Below are 23,708 nucleotides of genomic sequence, written 5' to 3'. Positions count from 1 at the left end.
TTCCTACCTCCTCAGTTTCGGGTCTAACGCATCCTGCAAGCCGTCTCCAAGTACGTTAAACGCGTACATCGTCAAGGAAATGAAAAAAGCGGGGAAAAACAGCCGCCACCAATGGCCTGATAAAATCGCCGGCAGCCCGTCGTTTGCCATGACTCCCCAGCTTGCAAACGGCGCCTGAATGCCGAGTCCGAGAAAACTTAAAAATGATTCCGCAAAAATCGCCGCCGGCACCGTAAGCGTCATTTGGACGATAATGGCTCCCATCGTATTCGGCAGCAGATTTTTCTTAATAATCCGAAATGTTTTCGCTCCAAACGTTTTCGAAGCCAATACGTGTTCATCATGCTTCATCCTCAGCACCTGCCCTCTGACAATCCGCGCCATGCCGACCCATCCCGTCACGGTCAGAGCGACGATAATGGAACTGAGCCCCGGCCCCATCAGCACCATTAACAAAATGACAACGAGCAGATACGGCAATCCGTAGAGAACCTCGATGATTCTCATCATGGCGCTGTCTGTCCGGCCCCCTTTGTAGCCGGCGACGCCTCCGTAGATAACGCCGATCAAAAAGTCGATCAGCGCCGCCATCACACCGACAAATAAAGAGATCCTCGCTCCGTACCACGTTCTTGTAAACACGTCCCGGCCAAGTTCATCGGTTCCGAACCAGTGTGAAAAAGACGGCGGAAGATTCTGCTCGGCGAGCGTCTGCCTTGTCACGCTGTGCGGTGATATCAGCGGACCGAACACAGCCGATAGAAACAGGCAGCATAATATCACAAGGCCGGCCATCGCCAATTTGTTCTTTTTAAGCCGCCGCCACGCATCCTGACTGTAAGACAGGCTCGGACGCTTGACCGACTCGGTTTCACCCTTTCTTTCCGCACCCGGCTGAAACCAGTCATCAGGCACTTCTGTGTGTTTTACCGTTTCTTGCGGGAGATTCATCAGGATCACCCTTTCTTATGAAGTTTTATGCGCGGGTCTAACAGGCCGTATGCCAAATCAACCAGAAACAGCAGGACGATCAGAATCACACTGTAAAATACGGTCGTTCCCATGATGACCGGGTAATCTCGCTGATTGATGCTTTCTACGAAATATTTGCCCATTCCCGGTATGGCAAAAATTTTCTCGATGACGAAACTGCCCGTTAAAATACTTGCGGCAAGCGTCCCGAGTACTGTCACAACAGGCATAAGAGCATTTTTCAATGCGTGTTTGATCACAATTTTGACGGGAGAAAGCCCCTTTGCTTTTGCCGTGCGGATGTAATCCTGAGTCAGCACTTCGGCCATGCTTGATCTTGTCAGCCTCGCGATAATGGCCATGGGACCGACGGCAAGCGCAACAGTCGGCAGGACCATGTGAACGGGACTCGTCCAGGTAGCTGCCGGAAACCATTTCAGATGAACCGCAAATTGCTGAATCAGCAGCGTAGCCATAATAAAATTTGGAATGGAAATCCCGAGCACCGCAAGGCTCATGGCCGCATAATCGAGAAAGCCGCCGCGCTTGAGAGCGGCCATTATGCCGAGCGCGAGTCCGGAAATAACAGCGATGATGATCGCCGTTATCCCAAGCTCAAATGAGACCGGAAACCCGCGTTCAAGCATAGCGTTTACACTGTCTGACGGTTTTTTAATTGAAGGACCGAAATCAAAGGTAAGAATGGATTTTAGATAGATAGCGTATTGAGTGATAAGAGGTTCGTTCAGATGGTAGTAGGATTCGAGATTTCGCTGGACCGCTTCGTTTGTGCCCCGCTCTTCGTTAAAAGGCGAGCCGGGGATTACTTTCATCATGACAAATGTCAGAGTGGTAATGACGAGGACGGTCATAATCATGGCGATAAAACGTTTAATAAAATACCGCAGCAATGCCGTTCACCCCTTTAACAGAATGTTGTTCTCATGGCGAGTTCTGTCATGACGAGCATGGCCTGATAGGCTTCCGGCATGTCTTTTGCCTGAAATTGAACGATTGTCGTTCCCGGGATGATTTCTGTGCCCGGCATTAAATGGGCCCATTCAGCCTGTCCGTAGTTGGCAAATTCAATGCCTAATACAGGTCTTTCAGGCGGAGTCAGCGGTTTGACCTTATCTTTATTTTTGAGCGCATAGGCTGTTTTTTCCGTCAGGAGCCGTCCGGCTTTTTGAGGGGACAGGCATTTGACCGCAGTTCTTGAAATGGTTTGTTTGACGGCGGCAGTCGTCACATTCGGGATCAGCTCCTCCGCTTCTTTTGCGGCGCAATCATCTCCTGCAGCCATGATGACAGGGACATCGTAAAATCCGGCGAGATAGGCATTTAACCCCAGTTCACCGATCGGCTTATCATTTATGTAAAAGTGGCGGACGCCGAATATCATGCTGTGCGACATCACGCCCGGCATCGACGCTCTCGCATGATAGCCGATAAACATCACGCCCGAATACGATTCATCAAGCCCCTGCATCATGGAAAACGGCTTGACATCCCCCGTAATCAGCTCTGCCTCAGGGTGAAGTTTTTCCGCGAGCAGATTATTCATCTTTGAGTGGCTGTCATTCACGGTCACTTCCGTGCATCCGTTATTAAACGCTTCTGCGATGCACCAGTTTGCTTCTTCGGTCATCAGAACCCTGCCGCGCTCATAATTGTGCATGCGGGAATTGACAAATGTTTCATCAGGCAGTCCGGAAATCCCTTCCATATCCACAGATAGATACAGTTTCATGTAATGCCTCCTTTTTTACTTAAAATTTCGATATTAAATTATGAATATTCTAACAAATTATATTAAAAAAGGATGAAACATGCAATATACCATTCTGCCATTATGGGAAAAAACAAACCCTTTTCACCGGGAAAAGGGTTTGCTGATAGAAATAGTTACATACTGTTTTTGCTTATATGATGACGCTGAAACTGTCTGACCGCACTTCTGTATTCATGATCGGGAATGACCTGATGCCTGATCGGTTCAGGAGCCTGCGGCGAAGACTGTTCAGCCGCCTGCTTACGGACGGCATGCGGTTTATGCGCCAGCTTATGTCCCATGCCGGTCGCATTCATGACAAATGATAAACACACTAAAAGCAAGCTTAAGATGAAAGCAATAAGAAACAAATCGCTGTATGTCCCCATCAGCAGGTCATGCGGCGATTGTGTGCCGCGCGCGCCCCGAAGCGTGCCGGAAGCATCTCTTTTCGTAAAATACCCTATTAAAACAGGTGCGCCCATATAAATGAAAAGCCTCAAAAACTGAACTGCCGTCATGCGTTTCACCAGTTCCGGAAGCGGTCCGCCCAACGCGGCTCCCATCAGTCCGGCTGCCACAATAAGCCCTGTCCCGGCCGCCAGCATCACGAAAAGCCCCGCAAATAGAATAAGCGGTATATGATGATCTGCCGTCATCCATTGGAAATTCACGAACACCAGTATAACAGAGCCTGTTATGCCGAGCATGCCCGGACCGACTTTATCATATGCTAATGCACTGATGACAGCGGCGATGGCCCCGCCTCCCAAAAGGCTCGCATAAAGGAATATCAGTTGAGTTTGTGACATATGATATGCGGTCTGAAGCTCCCCGTGAAATGCAGAAAGACTGACCGCTATGGAAATACTGCCCGCAGCGATCATGAAAACACCCAGAATCGGCTTTGGAATCAGCATAAGTTTAATCGAAATCAGCGCATGTTCGTTTCTGTACTGCATGATCAGCAAGATCAGAAGAATGACGATGCTTCCTCCAAATCCCGCCAATGTCTGCCATGATGAAAAGCCCCATTTCGGCAGATGAATAAATGTATAGGCGGTCAGCACGGCTGATACACCCGCTAACAGAAAACCGATGCCGTCAAATGGAGATTTTTCAGCATTTTTATAAGCGTCATCCCGCAGCCACATATAACTGAAAATGAGGCCGAAAAAAGACAGCAGGCCAAAAATGCCGAACAGCCAATGCCAATGGCCGGCGCTTGCCGCCGCCGTGCCTAAAACGGTTCCCATAATGACGGACCCGTAAAATCCGCCGATTAACACAAATAATGCGTAATTCCGGCGCTCAATCGGAAACGAAAGCACCAGCATCGGGATCATAATCATCAGCATAGTGCCCGCCGCAGCTCCCTGTAAAAAACGGCCCGCGGCGAGCGGATAAATATCATTTGTCACAGCAGCAAGGAGCGCTCCGATGACACCCGCGGCCATCGAAATCATATAGACAGGCCGGGAGCCGAATCTTTTTCTTAAATACGGCCCCGCCGGCACGAATAAGGCAAATGCCATATTACCGATAATAATCGGATGAAAAGAGTCAAAGTTTTCCCCGCCGACCGTCTGCCGGACAAGGCTTTGGACAGCCGAAAGAGCGGTATTCGACATCAGCCCCGGCCCGACCGCCAATACAGCGAGCAGAGAAATAATCCAGTGATGTTTTTCTTTCATGTGACAACCCCTTTCTGACTATTTGACAAAGTGAAAAAGCTAACAGATTTCCCCCATTAGCTTGACAGAATTTTCATATCTTTTCATGTGAAGGATTGAACATAATATCTCATTTATTATTTCAAAACCGATGGAAATTGTCAATATAAAGCGCCGCGCGTCCGATTTCGTCTTTTTCACAATTTCCCACAATCTTTTCATTATTATCCCACACTTTTTGTTTAAGATGGAGTCAGTAATAATAGGCAAATCATGCTATGATGAAATAGAGAAACGGAGTGAACATGATGGATAACTATCGTGATGAAAATCGGACAGACCAAAAAGAACAGGAAGTCCTTTTAGTAAAAGAAAACCCGCAGACGGCCGGATATTCCGCGCCGGACGAGGACAAGAAAAAACGAAGCTTCGGCTGGTTCAGACCGCTTCTCGGCGGAGTGATCGGCGGAGGGCTCGCCCTCGGCATCTATACATTTACGCCGCTTGGAGACCATCAGACTCAAGATACTTCCAATCCGGCTCCCGCTCAGGAAACGTCATCGGTAACCGCCAAGCAGACATCTTCTGAATCAGACAGCGGCAAATCGGCAAACAGCTCATCGGCAAATTCAAGCAGCATTTCGAATATGGTGGAAGACATTTCACCGGCGATCGTCGGGATCACCAATCTGCAGAAGCAGCAAAGCAGTTCCGATTTATTCGGATTCGGATCAAGCTCAGATTCAAACTCTAATTCGTCGGGTGATGATGCGGAAACGGGATCGGGTTCAGGCGTTATTTTTAAGAAAGCAAACGGCAAAGCGTATATCATTACGAATAACCACGTGGTCGAAGGCGCCTCTTCCCTTAAAGTGTCATTATTTGACGGCACCGATGTAACAGCTAAACTCGTCGGCAGCGACTCTCTGACAGACTTGGCCGTTTTAGAAATCAGTGATAAACACGTGACAAAAACGGCAAGCTTCGGCAGCTCATCCGCTCTCAGAACGGGTGAATCCGTCATCGCCATCGGTGATCCGCTCGGAAAAGACCTTTCCCGCACCGTCACACAAGGCATCGTGAGCGGCTTAAACAGAACCGTCTCGATCTCTACGTCAGCCGGCGAGTCGAGCATCAACGTCATCCAAACCGATGCCGCCATCAATCCCGGAAACAGCGGCGGACCGCTCTTAAATACAGACGGCAAAATCATCGGCATCAACAGCATGAAAATCAGCGAAAGTGATGTAGAAGGCATCGGCTTTGCCATCCCGAGCAACGATGTAAAACCGATCGCCGAAGAGCTTCTCACGAAAGGACAGGTGGAGCGCCCTTATATCGGCGTGAGCATGATCGACTTGGAACAAGTGCCGCAAAACTATCAGGAAGGCACACTCGGGCTTTTCGGCAAACAGCTGAATAAAGGCGTTTATATTCGCGAAGTGGCGCAGGGCTCACCTGCTGCCAAAGCCGGATTAAAAGCAGAAGACATCATTATCAGCTTAAAAGGGAAAGAAACTGACACGGGCAGCGAACTCCGCAATATTCTCTACAAGAATACGAAAGTCGGCAGCACCGTTGACGTGAAGATTATCAGAAACGGCAAGGAAATGACGAAAAAAATGAAACTGACTCAAAAAGAAGAAACATCTTCTTAACAAAAATCCAAGGCAGCCGCCTTGGATTTTTTATATACAGATGAAACTTTAGGCCTGGATCAGCCGTATGACTTAGTGTACAAAGGAGGATACTTACACATGAAACAAACAGGACTTTTGCTGGTCGTTACAGGCCTGATCTTGCTGCAGCTGAGCATTCAGTTTCCTCAGCAAAACGCTGCTTGGGGTATGACGCTTGGCGCAAGCATTTTACTGAACCTTTCGGGAACCGGACTGATCATGCGCTCTCTGCACACGCAGACCGGCCGCAGATGAATGAAAAAAGCCGCGGGACATTCTGTCATCCCGCGGCTTTTATTTCACATAAAAGCACCCTGTCCGCTGGCCGGACAGGGTGTTTCGGTTAAGACATATGCTGGTCCCGATAAATCTTTTCGTTTTTCATGCCGTACGCTTTTTGCACGATATAGAGCGGACGGTCTTTTGCTTCGTCATAAATCCTTCCGATATATTCGCCGATCATTCCAAGCATTAATAGAACGATGCCGCTGAATAACAGCTGTATCACAATCAGAGAGGACCAGCCCGTAATGGTGCTGTTCGTAAACAGCTTCATGTATAAAACGATAAACATATAGAGAAAACCCGCTCCGGACATGATCATTCCCGCATAGCTTGCCGCCTTGAGCGGTTTATGAGAGAACGTTGTGATCCCGTCCATGGAAAGCTTCAGCATTTTTTTAAGCGGGTATTTCGTTTCCCCCGCAAGCCGCTCATCTCGTTCATATTCTACAGCAGTCTGCTTAAAGCCGACCCAGCTGACGAGTCCTCTGACAAAAGGATTTTTTTCTTTTAATCTTTTCATCTCATCACAGACTTTTCTGTCCAGCAGGCGGAAATCTCCGGTGTCGAGCGGAATATCAATATCAGTCACGCTCCGCAGCAGCCGGTAAAACATAGAGGCCGTCTGTTTCTTGAAAAAGGTTTCTCCCTTTCGTTTCGTTCTGACGGCGTACACCACATCGTAGCCTTCTTTCCACTGCTCAATCATATCAAGGATTAATTCAGGAGGATCCTGCAAATCGGCGTCAATGACGGCGATTGCATTCCCCTCTGCATAATCCATACCCGCTGTGATCGCGATCTGATGTCCGAAGTTTCTGGAAAAATCAATAATTTTCACTCTCGGATCAATCAGACTTTGCTCTCTTAAAATCTCAATACTGCGGTCTTTGCTTCCATCATTGACAAAGATCAATTCATAATGCTCTTTTGTTTGATCCATGACTTCTTTCAGGCGCTGATAGGTTGTCTGAATGACGAGTTCCTCGTTATAAACCGGGACGACTATTGAATATTGAATATGTCTGCTCATGTTTTTTCCTCCTATTCATCAGATTGAAGTTCGTATAGTGAAGCTGACTGATTCATTCCGCCCGGCCCGCCGCTCATTCGTCTGTTTTTACCCGCAGCCTTGCTGCTTTTTGTATCAGCTGGATCACTATTTTTCGTTTTCTGATCTGTGCTTGATTTCCATTTATCTGAAGATACTTTCTTTCCGTTTTTCTCAACCCACTGCACAATATCGTTATTTCCGCCTTTGCCCATTCCGGATGTTAAGAAGTATTTTACTTTCCCTTCTTTTACGAGCTTTTTAAATTGAGTCAGCGTAATGGCCGGGTCAGACCCGCTGAAACCGCCGATCGCCATGACCGCTTTTTTCGTTTTGATAATGTAAGGCGCCGCTGTGTTGGAATCGGTTGCAGCAAATAGATAGTCCGCTCCGGCGTTATGTTTCTCTAAATAGTTGATCAGTTTTGTATTGACAGATGCGTTATCCATTCCCATGCCTTTTCCGCTTGTTGAAGCGAGCTGAGGGCCTGTTTCAGGCAATGAGCTGTTGCCTCCGTACAGAAGCGGTGTGCTCGCCCAATAAATCGGCATGACCATCAAGACGAAAAGGGCTGCAAGTGAAACATAATAACTTAGCGGTTTTTGGCGCTGTTTGAATACGAACAGGGCGATTGCTGCCACTGCGCCGAGAACGCCTGCTCCGATGCTCCAGCCTGCGCCGATTTGATCATTGTAGTTTCTGAGGATAAACAGCTCAAATCCGGTTGTCACAAGAATAGCGGCCGGCAATAGCCAAGTTTTCCATCCCGCCTGCTTGCGGTACAGATGAACGAGGGCGACCCATCCCGCACCGACAAGTGCCGCGATCGGAGGCGCCAGCATAATGAGATAATAATGGTGGAAAAATTCCGCCACACTGAAGAATCCGGCAATCGGCACAAGCCACGCTGCCCAAAAGATCGTTTCCTTCTGTTCTGCTGATAATCGTCTTCTTTCTCTCGCCCCGGCGATCAATAAACCGGCCATTCCAAAAATCGCAAACGACAGGAGCCAGCTGATCTGATCAGATAATTCCGTTTGGAAAAGGCGCAGCGGACCAGGAGTTCCCGTTCCGAACATTCCTGAACCTGATTGCATTTTCGAGCCGGTGCCTGTACCGCTTTTTCCTCCGCCACCGGGACCATCTCCGCCGCTTGTAGGACCTCCTTGACCGCCGCTTGGCATTTTCCCGTTAGATGGAGGTGCCGTCATACTGCCGTTTTGTGGTTTGTCTCCGCTTGCTGAACTGCTGCTTGAAGACTGGCCAGGCGGTTTTTGCATTTGTGAAGAACCATCGGAAGAAGACATCTCTTTCGATGCGTTTCCGTCCGGCCCGCCCTGACCGCCGCCGGAACTTTGCCCTGTCAGCCGCTGAATCCCGTTATATCCGAAAGCCAATTCCAATACGGAGTTTGTCTGGCTGCTTCCGACATATGGCCTTTTGCCGGCTGGAATATTATCAACAATGAGCGGCCATGACAATGAAACGGCTGCTAAAACGGCTAACGCGCTTACCAATGAAATGATTTTTTTCTTAATCGTGGTGTTTGCCGCAATCATATAGAACAGCAAGAAGGCCGGCAAAATCATATAAGCCTGAAGCATTTTTGTGTTAAAGCCTGCTCCGACGACAAAAAATGCCGCCAAAAGCCAGATCAGTCTGCCTTTTCTGATCGCTTTAAAGAGAAGCCATGTGGCGAACAAGAGGAAAAAGACCAGTAAAGCATCGACATTATTCGTCCGCGCGACCGCTACTGCGATCGGTGTACACGCCATGACAAATGAGGCGATGCGCGCCGCCGTTTTTCCGAACGTCGGCTTTATTAATAAGTACATGAATAGAACTGAACCTACACCCGCCAATGCCTGAGGCAGGATGACGCTCCACCCGTGCATACCGAATATCAGCGCGCTGATCGTTTGTATCTGGTATGTAACAGGCGGTTTATCTACCGTGATAAACCCGGCTGCGTCAAATGAAGCGTAAAAGAAATTATGAAAGCTTTGAAGCATACTCGTTACCGCTGCGGTGTAATAAGGATTCACCGTATCGTCATTCCAGATGTTGTACATATTCAAGAATGCGGAAGCGAGTAAAATGAGAATGAAGACTGCGTCTATCTCGCGTTTTTTCATTTTCACCTGTGTTTTCACTCCTTTTGTTTAACTTTGAACAAGTGTAACAACCAAATGTGAAAAATTTATTAATAAACAAAGACAATTATTTTGCCGTTTACAAATAGGTAAAAAGAATGACAAAACGGGTAAAAAAGCAAAAAAAAGATGCCCCCGTCAAGCCGGGAGGCATCTGTCATGATTTCTGATTTACTGTATCGGTTTCAGCCGTGCTTCTATTTCAGAACGGCGGTGTTCGAGATAAGGCGGGAGCGCAACCGTTTTGCCTAGCTCTTCAGGTTTTTCATCAACCATAAATCCCGGACCGTCCGTTGACAATTCGAACAGAATTCCGTTTGGCTCCCGGAAGTACAGCGCTTTGAAATAATAACGCTCTACAATGCCTGAGTTGCTGAAACCTTCTTTTGTAATGATGCGGTGCCATAAAGCAAGCTCCTCTTCATTCTGAACGCGGAAGGCCACATGGTGGACGCTGCCTTTCCCCGGACGCTCGCGCGGAAGATCGTTTCTTTCAATGAGATGGACTTCTGTGCGCGCGCCTCCGTTTCCGGATTCGAGCACCGTAACCGTGCCCCGGTCTTCATGCGTTTCTTTCCCGATTTCAGTGAAGCCCAGCACATCGGTTAACACACGCAGCGTCGGTTCTGCATACGGGACGGTCAATTCAACGGGACCAAGACCGCGGAAAGAATATTCTTCCGGTATGCCGCTTTGCTTCACCGCTTCACCGATGTCTTTTCCTTTTTCGTCAGCTGTCAGCACAAGCCGCTGTCCTTCATGATCCCAAAAAGCGAGTGTCTCTCTGCCCGCTATTGTCATGATGTCGCCATGAGCGACCTGATGCTCTTCAAATCGTTTTTTCCAATATTGAAGCGCTTGTGCATCCGGGACACGCAGGCCGATTGAAGAAATACTGTTTGTTCCCGCATGAAACGGCGCAATCCGCGGAATTTCGAAAAACGTCAATTCCGATCCCGGATTAGCTGTTTCATCACCGTAAAATAAGTGATACATCGTCGGTTCATCCTGGTTTACGGACTTTTTCACAAGCTTCAATCCCAGGATGTTCCGATAGAAATCTAAATTTTTCTGCGCATCAGCCGTCAATGCTGATACATGGTGTATTCCATTAACTTTCATTATGTTATCCTCCAGTCAATTATCTCGATTTCGAGATATTTTATATATATACAATTTATGTTATCCGGATCGCAAAGTCAACCCATCTGCTTCACAGACGGTCTGCAGACTGTTGCTCTCCAAATAACGAACCTTCGATATTAAAAAACCATTAATGTTCGCTTTTAAAACAGTATTTTTTCCTTCTCAAAAGCAGAAACCTTTATCTTTTAGGGAAAACAACAAAATCAGAAAATTTATTTTATTCGCGTTTCAGCAATTAGGGTTTACAATATGGAAAATAGTTTTTTCAGCATGACGATTTTACATCTGGAGGGATAGGATATGCAGATTGAAGAGAACGGACTTAAAAAAGAGATCGGCCTTACCATCGCCCTCTCACTTGTTATCGGCACCATCATCGGTTCCGGCGTATTTATGAAACCAGGCGCCGTGCTTGCCTACTCCGGTGATGCGAAAACTGCGCTTATCGCGTGGCTGTTAGGAGGCATTTTGACGCTTGCCGGCGGCTTGACCGTTGCGGAAATCGGCACTCAGATTCCGAAAACGGGCGGACTTTATACATATCTAGAAGAAGTGTACGGCGAATTTTGGGGCTTTTTGTGCGGATGGGTTCAAATTATCATTTACGGCCCCGCCATTATCGGAGCAATCGGCTTGTATTTCGGCTCTTTGATGGCGCACTTGTTCAATTGGGATTCCGGCTGGTCTAAATTGATCGGGATTTCAGCCGTTTTGTTTTTAAGCATCATTAACATTATCGGAACGAAATATGGCGGCATCGTCCAGGGAATTACGACTGTCGGCAAATTGATTCCGATTATCTGCATGATCGTGTTCGGCCTTTGGAAAGGCGATCAGCATATTTTCACAGCCGTTACAAGCAGCATGTCGGACATGAATTTCGGCGCTGCCATACTGGCCACCTTGTTTGCTTATGACGGCTGGATTCTGCTTGCGGCACTCGGCGGCGAAATGAAAAATCCGGAAAAGCTGCTCCCGAGAGCGATGACGGGCGGACTGCTGGTCGTCACCGCCATTTATCTTTTCATTAACTTTGCGCTGCTGCACATTCTTCCTGCGACCGACATCGTCAAACTCGGTGAAAATGCGACCGGCACCGCTGCCGGAATGCTATTTGGCGACATCGGAGGAAAATTGATCAGCGTCGGAATCATCGTCAGCATCTTCGGCTGTTTAAACGGAAAGATTCTCGCTTTTCCGCGTGTCTCATTTGCGATGGCGGAACGGAAACAGCTGCCGTTTGCCGGACAGATTTCGCGGGTGCACCCGACGTTCCGCACCCCGTGGATTGCCGTGTCATTTCAGATCGCGCTGGCCATTATTTTTATGATCGCCAGCAATCCCGATAAGCTGTCTGAAATCTCTATTTTCATGATTTATATTTTTTACGTCATGGCCTTTTTCGCCGTGTTTATCCTCAGAAAAAAAAGCGGCGGAAAACCGCGCGCCTACAGCGTGCCTTTGTATCCGATCATTCCTGTTTTGGCCATCGCGGGTTCACTGTTTGTGCTGATCAGCACGATCATTACAGATACACTGAGCTGCGTGCTGTCCCTCTTGATCGGCCTCGCCGGGCTGCCGCTTTATTTTTGGCTGAAAAACGGCAGAAAAAACTGACAAAAACGGTTCCTTTTACGGGAGCCGTTTTTTTTCTGGCAAAATCACGTGCAAAAGTTGACAGCAAATTCACATCTTTTGTTATACTTTTTAAGCAAGATGTCTGAATTCGAAGTATGTTACGTTTTTTTGGCGAAGTGGGTAACATAAGAAAAACAGGATGAGACACGTTTTTACGAAAAAATCAAGAGGCGTTTTTTTCGACTTTATCTGTTTTTTTTCGACAAAAGGCTATATAATAATTTGATGTGTGCATTGTCTCATTCAAACAATGGAGGGTTTTTAATGATAAAAAGAAAAAAAGATAAGTTCTCACTCCTTTTAACAGAAATCGCAAAAAACATAGACGAAACCGCAGAATATTTTGTCAACTTTAAAGTGACGAACCAGACGACTTTAAAGGAATTTGCCGATACGTTAAAAGAGTTTGAAACAAAAGGAGATAATCATGTTCATGTTATGATTAAAGAGCTGAACAAAGCTTTTATCACTCCCATTGAACGTGAAGACATCCTTGAGCTGACAAACAGCCTCGATGACGTGCTTGACGGAATCGAACATTTTTCAGCAATGATGGAGATTTTCTCGATCACTTCTTCCGATGAGCATATCGATAAGTTCAGCGGATACATCAGAGAGTGCGCGAAGGAAATTTTAATCACGATTGAACTTCTTGCAGAAAACCGATTGAAGGACATTCACCCTCACGCCATTAAAATTAAGGAATACGAGCACAGCTGTGATAACCTGCACCGTAAATCATTAAAAAATCTGTTCGGCACAGAAACCGATCCGATTAAAGTGATTCAGTACCGCGAAATTTACGAAACGCTTGAGGAAATTGCCGACTCTTGCCAAAGCGTTGCCAATAACCTTGAAACCATTATTATGAAAAACGCGTAACGAGGGGTTATAATGGATACTCTATTACTTTTAACGATATTAATTGTCATATGCGCTTTGGTATTTGACTTCATTAACGGATTTCACGATACCGCAAACGCAATCGCCACCTCAGTTTCGACAAAAGCGCTGAAGCCGCGGCACGCAATCGTTATGGCCGCCATCATGAACTTTCTCGGAGCGATGACATTTACCGGTGTGGCGAAAACCATTACAAAGGACATTGTGAATCCTTATACATTAGACAACGGGTCAGTTGTCATTCTGGCGGCTTTACTCGCCGCAATCGTCTGGAACTTGATCACATGGTATTTCGGCATTCCGAGCAGCTCTTCACATGCGATTATCGGAGCGATCGCCGGAGCGGCCATTGCAGCGTCAGGTTTTGCAACGCTTAATTATAAAGGGTTCATTAAAATTATCGAAGCACTTATTTTATCACCGATCATCGCCTTTGTTCTCGGCTTTATCGTATATTCGATCGTGAAGCTGATTTTTAAAGACAGCAATCTGGCGAAAACAAATAAACGCTTCCGCAGAGTGCAGATTTTGACGGCTGCCATTCAGTCCTATACACACGGAACGAACGACGCGCAAAAAGCGATGGGTATCATTACGATGGCGCTTATGACGGCCAATTTACATAAAAGTGATGCCATTCCTTTTTGGGTGCAGCTCTCTTGTGCCCTGGCAATGGGTCTCGGCACATCCATCGGCGGCTGGAAAATCATTAAAACCGTCGGCGGAAAAATTATGAAAATCCGTCCGGTAAACGGCGTATCTGCCGACTTAACCGGCGCAGCCATTATTTTCGGGGCCACGTTTATTCATCTCCCTGTCAGCACGACGCACGTCATTTCGTCTTCCATTCTCGGTGTGGGCGCTTCCCACCGCGTAAAAGGCGTAAACTGGGGAACGGCTAAACGGATGCTCATTACATGGGTCATCACCCTGCCGATTGCAGGTACACTCGGCGCCATCGCCTTTTTCATCTTAGATCTCTTTTTCTAATGACGGCATCCGCTTCTTTACAGAAGCGGTTTTTTTTGTGACAGGAAAATGATGTCATGACATAGAATGAACATAGCAGACCATTTTTCAAATTGTGAGGGATGCTCATGCTTTTGTTTTTTCAGATCATGGTGTGGACGATGGCGGCCGCGCTCATTTTATATGTGTACGCATCCTGGCGGTATGAGGCAAAGGTAAAAGAAAAAATGTTTGCCATCCGTAAAACGTGGTATTTACTATTTGTACTGGGCTCCATGGTCTATTGGACATATGATCCTGAATCGCTCTTTGCCGCATGGAGACAATATTTGATTGTTGCCGTCTGCTTTGCCCTTATTGATGCGTTTATCTTTTTGAGCGCGTATATCAAAAAGCTCGCCGGCAATGAATTAGAGACGGATACGCGGGAAATTTTAGAAGAAAATAACGAAATGCTTCACTCCTATCTTGAAAAACTGAAAACCTATCAATATCTGTTGAAAAATGAACCGATCCATGTATATTATGGAAGTACAGAAGCTTATGCGGAAGGCATCAGCAGACTGCTGGCCGCTTATGCCGAAAAAATGAATGTCACGGCTTCCTTGTGCGACTATTCCGCACAATCGGAAAAGGACCGCTTGACGGAGCATATGCCTGATGCGGCGGACGTTCAGTCCCGTCTTAACCGTAAAGACGTCTACTATGATCAAAAAGGCAGGCTTGTGCTTATTCCGTTTACAGTCCAGAACCGCCATTACGTGATCAAACTCACGTCGGAAAACCTGTTGACGGAATTCGATTATTTGCTTTTCACATCGCTAACGAGCATTTATGATTTAATGCTGCCAATAGAAGAGGAAGGTGACGGTTAAATGGAGCAGGCATTTCAAAACGGGCAGCCGGAACAAAGAGCGAAACCGTTCAAAATGTTTAAAAAACGTTCAATGACAAGTATCGCAAGTTACCAGGTCAGCCCTCATACCGCCAGAATTTTCAAAGAAAACGAGCGGCTGATTGACAAGTATAAACAAAAAAAAGCTTGATTACACTAAGGACAGGAGACACGGCTCTTGTCCTTATTCCTTTTTTCCTTATCTTTCATATAATAAAACCAACAAAGAGATGCGACAGGTGATGATGTGAAGAAAATTGTCAGGCGCGTAAAGTTTGTGGATTACGGACGCTTCGGGCTTTCCGCTTATTCGCTGAGGATGCGGGCGAGGAATCTCAGGCTATTGAACCGGTTAAAAAAGAAAAAAGGCTGAATCCCGCAATGTGAACGGGACTCAGCCTTTTTTGTTAAAGCTGCATCAGAATTTTCGCTTTTACAGCGGGGCCGTAGACGCCGTCAGACGTCAGTCCGTTTACAGATTGGAAGCGGGCCACGGCATCTGCGGTTTTCAGACCGTAGATACCGTCAATTCCGTTATTGACAGCTCCTTTTTCAGGATAGAAATAAAGCGCGGCGAGCGCGTTTTGCACCTGGTATACCTTTTCGCCGGACGTGTACGGCTCTGTCAGCTGAATCACCTCGTCCGGAAGAGAATACAGTGCTTCAACCGGCGGGCTGACGATCAGTACTTGTCCGACTTTAATCAGGTTCGGGTCAGCGATGTTATTCCATTTCTGCAGATCGGCCACGCTGACGCCGAATTTCCGCGCGATCGCCGACAGCGTATCTCCTTTTTGGACGGTATACGTCTGTCTTTCCCCAGAACCGATTCCCGCTTTAAACTCATCCCATGTATCCAACAGTCTTCTCGGACAAAGTTTTCCTGACCAATGCTTGTGCGCAACGACATTTGCAAGCGTGATGCCGTGAGAGGTCATTAATGTGCGGATGAGCCATTGGGCGTTTGCCACGGCCTGTGAAAAGTTGCCGTCTGCGTTTTCACAAATTTCAATACCGATGGATTTACGGTTGCCGTCCCCGTTTCCGTCACCGGCATGCCAGCCGCTTTCGTTCAGCGGAAGATGCTGATAAATTTCCGTATCATCGACTGTGAAATGCCAGCTTGTCGGTGTATCGGGATTTTTCACATAGCTTGCGTGACTTTTGGCGTTAGCTCCGACTGCGGTATTGGCTGTATTGTGCACCGTAATGTAAATCGGTGTCATTGCATAGCCTGGGCGGTTATTGTTTCCTGCCGGGATAAAATCCTGTGTGATTTTTACCATATTCTCATCTCTCCTATTTCGATAAATTGTTTATTTTTAATAAAGCCTGCTGTTTTTTCCCTTTTGCTGTAACGTAATTGTTTTTAAACCAGGCGGCGGCAGTCGTTATGATTGTAAAAACGGCCGACCCGGCGGCATACAGCGTATCTGCAAGCTGGCTGACCTGGTCCTCCTGAATATTCAGCGGCGATTTGCCGAACATCAGCAAAGTTTGATTCAATAGAGCAAGCAAAAGAAGCACCGTCCTGACGACCGTGCCTTTGTCCGCGAATTTCATATCGGTTTCCCCCTTACTTTTGCAGCAGATTGTACATGATGGCGATGGCTCCGCCAATGACGCCCGTGCAGATTGCTGTCACGATCGCTCCTGTAATGGTCCGCTTAATCCATGTTGTGTTTTCGTCAATTTTGTTCAGTTTTTCATTCAGCGTCATGATTTGCTGATCCTGCCGGTCGGATACCCGCTCTAATGCGGCTACCCGCTGTTCAAGCACCTTTTGTTCACCTTTGATGCCTGCGAATTCTTTTTGCACCGCTTGTTCATCCAGAAGCACTTCCGCTCCCCCCTCTTACATTGTTCTCACCTCCCTTCGGAAGCTTCATTCTTAAGAAAATGCCGTGCCTTTGACAGAAAGGCTCCCGCCGGAAATGCTTTTGATTTCCATGATGATTTCCTTAAAACCGGCAATATCAAATGACCACACTTCGTCTGTGCCTGATGTACCGGCGGCTGATGTTCCGTCTTCAGACCTGATTCCTCTGATCGGCACGTTTTTTCCCGAGATGGATCTCCCCCAAAACGCGACATGGCCCGACTCAGCCGTGCCGGTGATTTCGACGAGAAATTTTTTCCAAGCGCCCGCCGAGAAGATGCTTCCCTCGCCCGCCTCTGCTGCATTTTCATGAAAAATCACGTCTGTATATGAAAACGCCATATCACCGCCCGTACCGACAGATTGGTATAAAACAAATTCGGACTGCTTTTGATTTCCGTTTTCAAAACGGAACCGGTAATATCGTTTTGTCAGGCAGACCCACCCCGAAGCGGTCAGCACTCCGCCTTTGACTGCGACAAAATGTGAAGCTGTCCACGAATTGTTATCCTCGCTCTCTTCGATAAAAAGAGTTCCGCTGCGGTCCGAATAAGCCCACCCCTGTACTCTGTCTATTAAGACGGCTCCTAAACGGTCTTGTCCGAATTGGCTGTAAACTTCAATCGCTTCTAGCGGCGTATTGGTAAGAAGCTCTGCCATTCCGGACAAATCAGCAACAGGTGTGACATAATCGTTTTTGTTACCGCGATAAGCTTTTACGGCGCCGGGTCTGCCAAGTTGATCGGCGGGAAATTCAAATGAATGCTTTTTCATCGGCCGTCCTCCTTTTCTCATTTATTAAAAATGACAAATAAAAAAAGCCGTTTGGCTTATGACACAGCATTTTTATAATTTTCGTATGTTTCACCCGTTATTTCTTGAAATTCCTCAGGCGTGATATACTTCGCGGCCACACCTTCAGCCAGATCTTCGGCAGAGCAGTCATCATAGCCCATAGCTTGTTTGACCATTTCTATTGAGGCCCACTTATAAAACAAAGCGTAAACCCAAAAGTTAAGTCTCTTCATTTTTTCATTCTCCTTTTACGTTTAATAATTCTAATTTTAAAGACGCTAATTGCCTGCCGAGTGACTGCTGCGCTTGTTCGGCTGCTTTTCTGGCCAATTTCTCATTCGCCAGCTGTCCGCCGAGGCCTGCAAGCTGGTTTGAATCGGGAGCCGTATCTTTTTTTAAGCTGTCTTTATATGCTTCGTCAGCGGTTTCCACCCATTCTTGTTTCTCTTCATCAAAAAATGGGCGCCACATGCCTTCGCCGTTTATTTCCGGCGGAAAGTCCGCAGCGTTAGGCGGCAGCATATAATTTCCTGTCTCAGAATCCGGATAAAGCTCAACCGGAGTGCCTGTATAAATGTTGTTATTGTCATACGGAAATATTAATTTCATATTCTCGCTCCTTTACGTGAGTGCCAAAACAAGGTCAATATAATAGCCGTTCACATTACTTTCTATATTGGCCATAATTCCCGTCAGCTTCATATCTCCATTAGAATAAATAATAAATTTGCTGTAACCGGTGGTGCCGCTGGCTGCAACCATCGTCACAACGCCTTTGGCCGGCGCACAAGAGGATGGCACACTCCCGAATACCACTTCTCTGTCCGTAAGAACGTGTCCGTTCAGGTGAAGGGTGTTTCCCACTTTGCGGTATTGAAGCGGCCTGTCTCCTGATTTAGCGCCATTTTTATAAGGAACATTGATCCAAGGTACATTCTCAGTATCAAGTTCAGTAATGAGGCGACGCCAGCCCTGCCAGCCCAAGTTCAAATCCAAATAGTTCGTGAACATATTATTTTTATAATCAACGGCAATGACATACCCAAACGTTCCCTTTCCCTCACTGTCAAGAGAGGTAAAATGAAACATGCCGCGGGTCGAAGCGCTGCTCGGACTGTCTGCCGCTTTGCCGGTTGAATAAAAGGTGCCGAACGCCCTGCCGTTTTTAACGATTTTTTCAAGAAAGTTATCATCATCACCAATTGTAAGAAGATAGCCGCCGTTATCGTTTGTTATTTTCGAAAGCTGTGCCCCGTTCCACATATTTTTATCCGCCTGTGTGACATGGATGTCTTTTTTATTAGCGTGAGCGTCTACTAGTTTTTGTACAGCTTCTGTGTTGTCCAACTCAACCCAATCACTCCAAACATTATTTGCCAAAGACTTACGGAATGTTCTGTTGTCATTTGTCATGGCAAGAACATGACCATATGACTTTCCGACACTGCAGGTCCAAAACCCGCGTCCGCCTGCAGGAGGGGTATTCGCCGCAGTTTTTTCATATGAGAAATAGGTCAATGAAGGATAATTTAACAATTCAGCATGAAGATCAGTTGTGACATTAAATAACGGCTGGCCGTCATCATTCGAAATTTTATTTAACTGCGCATTGTTCCATTTATCCTTATCAGATTTTGTTACGTGAATATCTGTTTTATTAGCATGTGCATCGACCTTTGACTGCGATCCTTCCACTGACTCAAACTCACGCCATGACGTCCAAGAATCCGAGCCTGAGATTTTATTACGCATAAACTTTCGGCGGCCTGACGACGTTGAGTCGCTGCTGCTATAGGACGTATATTCCTGATAAGCATACGTTCCGTAGTTGTGAACAAACAAATACCCGTTATTATTCACTGGCGCGTTTAATGCGGTCGTGACACTGCTCATATAATATAAACCTGTATCCGTTACCGTATTAAAGTCAGCACCGCTTCGATACTTTGCCAACCCATTATCTTCCGTTAATTTAAACAGCTGTCCTGCATTCCATGTATCCTTCTCAGCTTTCGTCACATGCCGGTCCAGATCTTGATTGTGCTGATCAAAATCTTTCTTTGCTGCCTGCTGGACATTGTCCACGTTTCCGAGGCCGATTTGCGCCTTTGTCGTTTTGTGCGGGTTGTTCATGTCGTTTTTATGGGCCGCCAGATCCGTGTGTGCGTCATTTATGCCTTTTTCCCAGCGGTTGACGTCATCTTCGTTAATCGGATCGTCCGGAAGCCAGTCTGTTTTTTCTTCGTAAGCCATCGTTACACCACCTCAAAGGTAAATCTTAAATCAAGCGTTCTGTTATTGCTGAGATCTAAATTTGTTTTTCGTTCTGTGATGACGCTTCCTGTTTCGTCAAGCATCTGCACGGTTTCAATGTGTTTGACGTCTTCTTCCCTGCGTGTGAGAACGGTGACTGCGGCTTCTTTTACGGAAATGTCCGCAATCGGAGTTTCTTTTCCGTTTAACAGCACTTTTGTGATCCTGTTTTTCAGATCGGCTGCGGCACGCTGTCTGTAAGCGGCTGATATCATGGTAAGACCACCTCGTTATTGTTGAGTGTGACGGAATAACCGACCTTCAGTTCACTGACTTTTCGGTATCTCCGATTGTTGAGAATGACCCGGTCTTTGATTTCCAGTGTTTCGTTTAATGCGGCTCTCAGTGTATACGCCAAATGAGCAGGTTTGATTTTTTCAAGTGTTTCAATCAGCTCGTTCATGTGCTGCAGGTCATCAAGCCCGATATCGGCATAAAAACGATACTGCCCCGGAAACATCCGAACGTAAGCTGACGGATGTTTTAAAAAACGGTTTAGCGCCTGCTCGATCGCTTGATGTGTGATGGGCGGAATATTCGACATCTTTGAAATCAGCCTGAGCCGTCTCATATCCTCCGTGTCACCTGATTCCCGCGGTATTTTTAATATTTTTTCCCAGCGTTCAAGCCCCCACGTCGCCGTCGTGATAAAGAGCTGATCTGTCAAATCGAAAATATCGTTATTCTGCCGCTCAAACTCGGGAGCTTCCGCCTCAAGCAGTTGTGCCATCTCCTTTAATCGGGTTAAAAACGGCGGGAGGTACGCCGTCATCTCATCGAGTCTGCTCAAGGATTGTCACCTCTTTGAGTTTAGGAATTTCCACGTCACTGAGCACGAGGTTTTCCGCCGCACCGTTCATTTTGATATCAGCGTAGTCACTGACGGATGCCGAGTTATAAACGATGTTGTTTATTTGTGATAGACGGACGGTGTTTTCTTCGAAGGCCATTTTCTTAAATAAATTCAGGACGCCTTTTTCAATCTCCGCTTTTACGTCATCGATCGAGCTGTTCAGCTCAGGCAGCACGGAAGCGGAGATTTCGATTTCCTTCCATACGGCGCTTTCCACCGTTACTGCCGCTCCGATCGGCGCCTGTCCTTCTCCCTGCCCTTCGTCCGGATCAATATAATCCTTTACTTTTTTGATCAGAATATCTGATGCCGGTTCCAAATTCGCATTTGTGATGACAACCTTCACCGTTCCGTCTCCGTTCCAAAGCGGAAAGATTTTCGCTCTGCCGACGCCGTCAACCTCTTCGGCCCATTGTTTATAATGCTGTTTATTTGCGCTGACTGCTTCCCGGCGGACACGGGTAAAATAGCGCGCCCTTAAGCTGTTGTCATCTTCTTCCTCACGGCCGGGAATTAATATATCGCGCACGACTGCTTTCTCAAGCCCGGGTATCGTATCAAGCGGCAGCAGGTTCTGCCCTGAAATGCCGGCATTGCCCGCTTCACCGGCTGTTTCACATTCAAGCGTTCCATCCCCCGTATATTGAAAATACAGGTTATCAACGAAGAAACGGGAGCCTGGCGGAATGGTGATGCCCGCTGTAAATTCTCCTGCTCTGACCGCTTTTGTGGCAGGTGTTCGTTCAATTCCCGCTTCAGCAGCACGCCTGTCCAGAAATTCTCCCTGAGCCGTATCGGAAAACACGAGCTCCAGCACGGTATCCAGCCAAATATAAGACTTTGCGAGCTCAGCGGCCGCAGGCGCGAGCGCATTGTAAATGACGCTGCCTTCTCTCGTATCAATATCTGCCGTAATGCGCGCCAGCATTCTGTCCATAATGTCGTCAAACGTCTGAGCTTCAAACATCCTCACCCAGCACCTCCTCTATCTCAAGCATGCCCTCATCAGTTTCAACGGTAAAAGAGACGATGAAGGCATCATCTTTTTTCTCAATCTCAAAATTGGTAACGGCCAAAATACGGTCATCATACAGCAAGGCTTCTTCTATCAGTCTTGGAATCTCCATTTTTTTATAAGCATCCGTCGTGTTCTGATCTGAAAGCACTTCCTGCAGTTCATTTCCGATATCATGGCTGAAAACCGAATATGAATACCGTTCTGTGTGAAGAGCGATATAGACAAATTGTCTGATTGCGTCCAGTCCGTTTATCAGTTCATTGGTAATCCGGTTGTTTTCAAAATCAATTCGGTAGGTTTGTGAAGTCTCAACGGCCTCACTCGCATCCTCCAAATCTTCAAATTCGATTTCCGGTGTCAGGGCCATTGCACCCGCTCCTTTTAGATTTGTTCATGTAAAAAAGCCCTCTTCGGCAGATGAAGCGGCTTTAATAGGCTGATATTCTCGTACATCTCCGTCCGGATGCCGGTTAAATTTTGTCCAGTACAAAGAAAGACTGTCCTCCTGTTAAGGCGGCGGTCATCACCCGATCTCCCGCCTGGAGCTGATCATCTTCTCCGGATCTCAGCCGCTTCGGCACAATGAGTGCATCAGACGGAATCAAAAGTTTGTCGTGATCTTTCAATTTCAGCTCGAGCGGCGAAACGGAGGTCACTTCGGCCGGCATCAGCTCCACCGGCGCTTCGGCGTCAACCGCTCCGACGGCTAAATGTTTAATGGCATCACTTAATCTCATCAGGATGTCCCCTCCGGCAGTGAATTTTTCTCCGTGACGTCAATCGTCATGGTATGTTTTGTTCCTTGGAATTCATGGCGGTCCGTATCTACATAATAGGTTTTCTTCAGCCCGATTTCCGGAATTGAAATATAGACAGGCAATCCGCTTTCCAACCCAGGAATACCGATTGCCTGTATATTTTTCAGCTCTTTCTTAACGCCTTTTTTCTCAGCCTGCTTCACTTTTGCGCGCTGTTTCAGCTGGGCTTCATTAATGTCGTCAGAAACCGTTTCGGTATACTGCAAAACGCCGAATGTTTTCATGCCCGCGCTGTCTGACGCGGAAGCCTTTATCGTTTTATTGTCTTTTTGCAGCCGCATGACGACACGGGTTGCGGTGTCATCAATTGAGGTGCTGTATTGATACCCTGTGATATTAACTCCTGTTTCCAGCACCCATATGTCAGACGGCTCCGGCCATTCACGCAAGCCGAGCCTGCCTTTTTCTGAATAGAGCTGATAATTGCGCCCCGTCTGGCTTTTTGTCTGCTTTAACGCTTTTAGCATCATATCGTAAAGACTTGTATCATTTTTAAAAACGAGTGATTTAATGGTATGGCCTGTGTTGGCAATGGATGTGACGGGAATTTGAAAATCGCTGGCGATCCTTTTTAATATTTGATCGGCGCGCTTGTTGGAAAACACGTAAACGTCCTGGTTTTTCACAAGGTATTGGAGCATATCGTATGCGGTGAAGGCGACGGTATGCTCATCGGGCGTTCTTGCAAAAACAATGCCGCGGAACAGTTCTTTTCCGTTCCATTTGAACAAAACCGTATCCCCCTCCGATACACCGTAATACGTCTGGCTGCCCTGCTTTACGACAATCGTCGCTTCGATGGAGCGGGGCGCCTGATATCTGTGTCCTTCCAGCGTTACGCTTTCTGTGACAAGCTCGAGCCACTCCGTTTCTTTTATGACAAATAGTTCAATCATCTTT

Annotated in this window: 28 protein-coding genes; 8 read left to right on the top strand and 20 right to left on the bottom strand. The window is 46.9% G+C overall.

What is annotated here, in order from left to right:
- Nucleotides 1-3: 3 nt before the first annotated feature.
- From NYE28_RS06605 to NYE28_RS06590, 4 genes are all read right to left on the bottom strand, one after another.
- Complete coding sequence (locus NYE28_RS06605) at nucleotides 4-951, bottom strand: ABC transporter permease (protein ID WP_003154782.1); 948 nt, start codon at nucleotides 949-951, stop codon at nucleotides 4-6.
- Nucleotides 952-956: 5 nt separating this feature from the next.
- On the bottom strand, nucleotides 957-1,883 hold the full coding sequence (locus NYE28_RS06600) for an ABC transporter permease (protein WP_342490340.1): 927 nt from the start codon (nucleotides 1,881-1,883) through the stop codon (nucleotides 957-959).
- Between the two features lie 14 nt (nucleotides 1,884-1,897).
- The gene (locus NYE28_RS06595; RefSeq protein ID WP_332286084.1) at nucleotides 1,898-2,722 is read right to left on the bottom strand and encodes a M55 family metallopeptidase; all 825 of its coding nucleotides are present in this window, start codon (nucleotides 2,720-2,722) and stop codon (nucleotides 1,898-1,900) included.
- A gap of 155 nt (nucleotides 2,723-2,877) precedes the next feature.
- A complete protein-coding gene (locus tag NYE28_RS06590) occupies nucleotides 2,878-4,437 on the bottom strand; it encodes an MFS transporter (protein WP_342490339.1) in 1,560 nt (519 codons plus the stop codon).
- 287 nt (nucleotides 4,438-4,724) lie between these two features.
- On the opposite strand from NYE28_RS06590, the gene NYE28_RS06585 reads away from it, so the two are divergent.
- Nucleotides 4,725-6,074: a trypsin-like peptidase domain-containing protein gene (locus NYE28_RS06585; RefSeq protein ID WP_153014822.1), complete on the top strand. Its 1,350-nt coding sequence runs from the start codon at nucleotides 4,725-4,727 to the stop codon at nucleotides 6,072-6,074.
- 99 nt (nucleotides 6,075-6,173) lie between these two features.
- Complete coding sequence (locus NYE28_RS06580) at nucleotides 6,174-6,350, top strand: hypothetical protein (protein WP_164463354.1); 177 nt, start codon at nucleotides 6,174-6,176, stop codon at nucleotides 6,348-6,350.
- A gap of 88 nt (nucleotides 6,351-6,438) precedes the next feature.
- On the opposite strand, the gene NYE28_RS06575 is transcribed toward NYE28_RS06580, so the two are convergent.
- The 3 genes from NYE28_RS06575 to NYE28_RS06565 form a co-directional block, all read right to left on the bottom strand.
- A complete protein-coding gene (locus NYE28_RS06575) occupies nucleotides 6,439-7,410 on the bottom strand; it encodes a glycosyltransferase family 2 protein (RefSeq protein ID WP_007610846.1) in 972 nt (323 codons plus the stop codon).
- Between the two features lie 11 nt (nucleotides 7,411-7,421).
- Nucleotides 7,422-9,569, bottom strand: coding sequence for a glycosyltransferase family 39 protein (locus NYE28_RS06570; RefSeq protein WP_094031668.1), 2,148 nt, complete (start codon nucleotides 9,567-9,569; stop codon nucleotides 7,422-7,424).
- Between the two features lie 183 nt (nucleotides 9,570-9,752).
- The gene (locus NYE28_RS06565; protein ID WP_012117369.1) at nucleotides 9,753-10,703 is read right to left on the bottom strand and encodes a ring-cleaving dioxygenase; all 951 of its coding nucleotides are present in this window, start codon (nucleotides 10,701-10,703) and stop codon (nucleotides 9,753-9,755) included.
- A 324-nt stretch (nucleotides 10,704-11,027) separates the two neighbouring features.
- Here NYE28_RS06565 and NYE28_RS06560 point away from each other — a divergent pair, with 324 nt between their 5' ends.
- From NYE28_RS06560 to NYE28_RS06535, 6 genes are all read left to right on the top strand, one after another.
- On the top strand, nucleotides 11,028-12,344 hold the full coding sequence (locus NYE28_RS06560) for an amino acid permease (RefSeq protein WP_007407254.1): 1,317 nt from the start codon (nucleotides 11,028-11,030) through the stop codon (nucleotides 12,342-12,344).
- 285 nt (nucleotides 12,345-12,629) lie between these two features.
- The gene (locus tag NYE28_RS06555; protein WP_003154804.1) at nucleotides 12,630-13,247 is read left to right on the top strand and encodes a DUF47 domain-containing protein; all 618 of its coding nucleotides are present in this window, start codon (nucleotides 12,630-12,632) and stop codon (nucleotides 13,245-13,247) included.
- Nucleotides 13,248-13,259: 12 nt separating this feature from the next.
- On the top strand, nucleotides 13,260-14,258 hold the full coding sequence (locus tag NYE28_RS06550; protein ID WP_007407255.1) for an inorganic phosphate transporter: 999 nt from the start codon (nucleotides 13,260-13,262) through the stop codon (nucleotides 14,256-14,258).
- A gap of 107 nt (nucleotides 14,259-14,365) precedes the next feature.
- Nucleotides 14,366-15,112, top strand: coding sequence for a type II toxin-antitoxin system SpoIISA family toxin (locus NYE28_RS06545; RefSeq protein ID WP_076423978.1), 747 nt, complete (start codon nucleotides 14,366-14,368; stop codon nucleotides 15,110-15,112).
- A complete protein-coding gene (locus NYE28_RS06540) occupies nucleotides 15,113-15,283 on the top strand; it encodes a type II toxin-antitoxin system SpoIISB family antitoxin (protein WP_003154807.1) in 171 nt (56 codons plus the stop codon). It abuts the gene before it with no gap.
- A gap of 96 nt (nucleotides 15,284-15,379) precedes the next feature.
- Nucleotides 15,380-15,505: a hypothetical protein gene (locus tag NYE28_RS06535; protein ID WP_023356844.1), complete on the top strand. Its 126-nt coding sequence runs from the start codon at nucleotides 15,380-15,382 to the stop codon at nucleotides 15,503-15,505.
- Nucleotides 15,506-15,539: 34 nt separating this feature from the next.
- Here NYE28_RS06535 and NYE28_RS06530 read toward each other — a convergent pair whose 3' ends face one another.
- The 13 genes from NYE28_RS06530 to NYE28_RS06470 form a co-directional block, all read right to left on the bottom strand.
- On the bottom strand, nucleotides 15,540-16,418 hold the full coding sequence (locus NYE28_RS06530; RefSeq protein WP_063095494.1) for an N-acetylmuramoyl-L-alanine amidase: 879 nt from the start codon (nucleotides 16,416-16,418) through the stop codon (nucleotides 15,540-15,542).
- A 13-nt stretch (nucleotides 16,419-16,431) separates the two neighbouring features.
- Nucleotides 16,432-16,695 carry a phage holin gene (locus NYE28_RS06525; RefSeq protein WP_003154813.1) on the bottom strand — a complete coding sequence of 88 codons (264 nt, stop codon included), beginning with the start codon at nucleotides 16,693-16,695 and terminating at the stop codon, nucleotides 16,432-16,434.
- A 13-nt stretch (nucleotides 16,696-16,708) separates the two neighbouring features.
- Nucleotides 16,709-16,972 (bottom strand): hemolysin XhlA family protein, encoded by a 264-nt coding sequence (locus NYE28_RS06520; protein ID WP_003154815.1) that lies wholly within the window; start codon nucleotides 16,970-16,972, stop codon nucleotides 16,709-16,711.
- Between the two features lie 51 nt (nucleotides 16,973-17,023).
- Nucleotides 17,024-17,785, bottom strand: a complete 762-nt coding sequence (locus NYE28_RS06515) for a phage portal protein (protein ID WP_342490338.1) — start codon at nucleotides 17,783-17,785, stop codon at nucleotides 17,024-17,026.
- Between the two features lie 56 nt (nucleotides 17,786-17,841).
- Nucleotides 17,842-18,039, bottom strand: coding sequence for an XkdX family protein (locus NYE28_RS06510; protein WP_007610833.1), 198 nt, complete (start codon nucleotides 18,037-18,039; stop codon nucleotides 17,842-17,844).
- A 4-nt stretch (nucleotides 18,040-18,043) separates the two neighbouring features.
- Nucleotides 18,044-18,415, bottom strand: coding sequence for an XkdW family protein (locus tag NYE28_RS06505; protein ID WP_043021266.1), 372 nt, complete (start codon nucleotides 18,413-18,415; stop codon nucleotides 18,044-18,046).
- Nucleotides 18,416-18,427: 12 nt separating this feature from the next.
- Nucleotides 18,428-20,059 (bottom strand): hypothetical protein, encoded by a 1,632-nt coding sequence (locus tag NYE28_RS06500; protein WP_052827325.1) that lies wholly within the window; start codon nucleotides 20,057-20,059, stop codon nucleotides 18,428-18,430.
- Between the two features lie 2 nt (nucleotides 20,060-20,061).
- A complete protein-coding gene (locus NYE28_RS06495) occupies nucleotides 20,062-20,334 on the bottom strand; it encodes a hypothetical protein (protein ID WP_060674884.1) in 273 nt (90 codons plus the stop codon).
- Nucleotides 20,331-20,909 (bottom strand): YmfQ family protein, encoded by a 579-nt coding sequence (locus NYE28_RS06490; protein WP_015239689.1) that lies wholly within the window; start codon nucleotides 20,907-20,909, stop codon nucleotides 20,331-20,333. Before NYE28_RS06490 ends, NYE28_RS06495 begins: the two co-directional genes overlap by 4 nt.
- Complete coding sequence (locus NYE28_RS06485; protein ID WP_076423970.1) at nucleotides 20,893-21,939, bottom strand: baseplate J/gp47 family protein; 1,047 nt, start codon at nucleotides 21,937-21,939, stop codon at nucleotides 20,893-20,895. Before NYE28_RS06485 ends, NYE28_RS06490 begins: the two co-directional genes overlap by 17 nt.
- Nucleotides 21,932-22,357 (bottom strand): DUF2634 domain-containing protein, encoded by a 426-nt coding sequence (locus NYE28_RS06480; RefSeq protein WP_003154825.1) that lies wholly within the window; start codon nucleotides 22,355-22,357, stop codon nucleotides 21,932-21,934. Before NYE28_RS06480 ends, NYE28_RS06485 begins: the two co-directional genes overlap by 8 nt.
- Before the next feature lie 103 nt (nucleotides 22,358-22,460).
- The gene (locus NYE28_RS06475; RefSeq protein ID WP_007610818.1) at nucleotides 22,461-22,727 is read right to left on the bottom strand and encodes a DUF2577 family protein; all 267 of its coding nucleotides are present in this window, start codon (nucleotides 22,725-22,727) and stop codon (nucleotides 22,461-22,463) included.
- A complete protein-coding gene (locus NYE28_RS06470; protein WP_044802866.1) occupies nucleotides 22,727-23,704 on the bottom strand; it encodes a hypothetical protein in 978 nt (325 codons plus the stop codon). The genes NYE28_RS06475 and NYE28_RS06470 overlap by 1 nt, the downstream gene beginning before the upstream one ends.
- Between the last annotated feature and the right edge of the window lie 4 nt (nucleotides 23,705-23,708).

The organism is Bacillus sp. FSL R5-0443, assembly GCF_038608285.1.
Classification (GTDB): Bacteria; Bacillota; Bacilli; order Bacillales; family Bacillaceae; genus Bacillus; species Bacillus velezensis.
This window is presented reverse-complemented; position numbering and strand designations above follow the sequence as displayed.

Excerpts from the sequence above, each read along its gene's own strand:
- NYE28_RS06605 (WP_003154782.1), bottom strand. The coding sequence starts at position 951 with ATGAATCTCCCGCAAGAAACGGTAAAACACACAGAAGTGCCTGATGAC.
- NYE28_RS06595 (WP_332286084.1), bottom strand. The coding sequence starts at position 2,722 with ATGAAACTGTATCTATCTGTGGATATGGAAGGGATTTCCGGACTGCCT.
- NYE28_RS06590 (WP_342490339.1), bottom strand. The coding sequence starts at position 4,437 with ATGAAAGAAAAACATCACTGGATTATTTCTCTGCTCGCTGTATTGGCG.
- NYE28_RS06585 (WP_153014822.1), top strand. The coding sequence starts at position 4,725 with ATGGATAACTATCGTGATGAAAATCGGACAGACCAAAAAGAACAGGAA.
- NYE28_RS06580 (WP_164463354.1), top strand. The coding sequence starts at position 6,174 with ATGAAACAAACAGGACTTTTGCTGGTCGTTACAGGCCTGATCTTGCTG.
- NYE28_RS06575 (WP_007610846.1), bottom strand. The coding sequence starts at position 7,410 with ATGAGCAGACATATTCAATATTCAATAGTCGTCCCGGTTTATAACGAG.
- NYE28_RS06565 (WP_012117369.1), bottom strand. The coding sequence starts at position 10,703 with ATGAAAGTTAATGGAATACACCATGTATCAGCATTGACGGCTGATGCG.
- NYE28_RS06560 (WP_007407254.1), top strand. The coding sequence starts at position 11,028 with ATGCAGATTGAAGAGAACGGACTTAAAAAAGAGATCGGCCTTACCATC.
- NYE28_RS06555 (WP_003154804.1), top strand. The coding sequence starts at position 12,630 with ATGATAAAAAGAAAAAAAGATAAGTTCTCACTCCTTTTAACAGAAATC.
- NYE28_RS06550 (WP_007407255.1), top strand. The coding sequence starts at position 13,260 with ATGGATACTCTATTACTTTTAACGATATTAATTGTCATATGCGCTTTG.
- NYE28_RS06545 (WP_076423978.1), top strand. The coding sequence starts at position 14,366 with ATGCTTTTGTTTTTTCAGATCATGGTGTGGACGATGGCGGCCGCGCTC.
- NYE28_RS06540 (WP_003154807.1), top strand. The coding sequence starts at position 15,113 with ATGGAGCAGGCATTTCAAAACGGGCAGCCGGAACAAAGAGCGAAACCG.
- NYE28_RS06530 (WP_063095494.1), bottom strand. The coding sequence starts at position 16,418 with ATGGTAAAAATCACACAGGATTTTATCCCGGCAGGAAACAATAACCGC.
- NYE28_RS06525 (WP_003154813.1), bottom strand. The coding sequence starts at position 16,695 with ATGAAATTCGCGGACAAAGGCACGGTCGTCAGGACGGTGCTTCTTTTG.
- NYE28_RS06515 (WP_342490338.1), bottom strand. The coding sequence starts at position 17,785 with ATGAAAAAGCATTCATTTGAATTTCCCGCCGATCAACTTGGCAGACCC.
- NYE28_RS06510 (WP_007610833.1), bottom strand. The coding sequence starts at position 18,039 with ATGAAGAGACTTAACTTTTGGGTTTACGCTTTGTTTTATAAGTGGGCC.
- NYE28_RS06505 (WP_043021266.1), bottom strand. The coding sequence starts at position 18,415 with ATGAAATTAATATTTCCGTATGACAATAACAACATTTATACAGGCACT.
- NYE28_RS06500 (WP_052827325.1), bottom strand. The coding sequence starts at position 20,059 with ATGGCTTACGAAGAAAAAACAGACTGGCTTCCGGACGATCCGATTAAC.
- NYE28_RS06495 (WP_060674884.1), bottom strand. The coding sequence starts at position 20,334 with ATGATATCAGCCGCTTACAGACAGCGTGCCGCAGCCGATCTGAAAAAC.
- NYE28_RS06485 (WP_076423970.1), bottom strand. The coding sequence starts at position 21,939 with ATGTTTGAAGCTCAGACGTTTGACGACATTATGGACAGAATGCTGGCG.
- NYE28_RS06480 (WP_003154825.1), bottom strand. The coding sequence starts at position 22,357 with ATGGCCCTGACACCGGAAATCGAATTTGAAGATTTGGAGGATGCGAGT.
- NYE28_RS06475 (WP_007610818.1), bottom strand. The coding sequence starts at position 22,727 with ATGAGATTAAGTGATGCCATTAAACATTTAGCCGTCGGAGCGGTTGAC.
- NYE28_RS06470 (WP_044802866.1), bottom strand. The coding sequence starts at position 23,704 with ATGATTGAACTATTTGTCATAAAAGAAACGGAGTGGCTCGAGCTTGTC.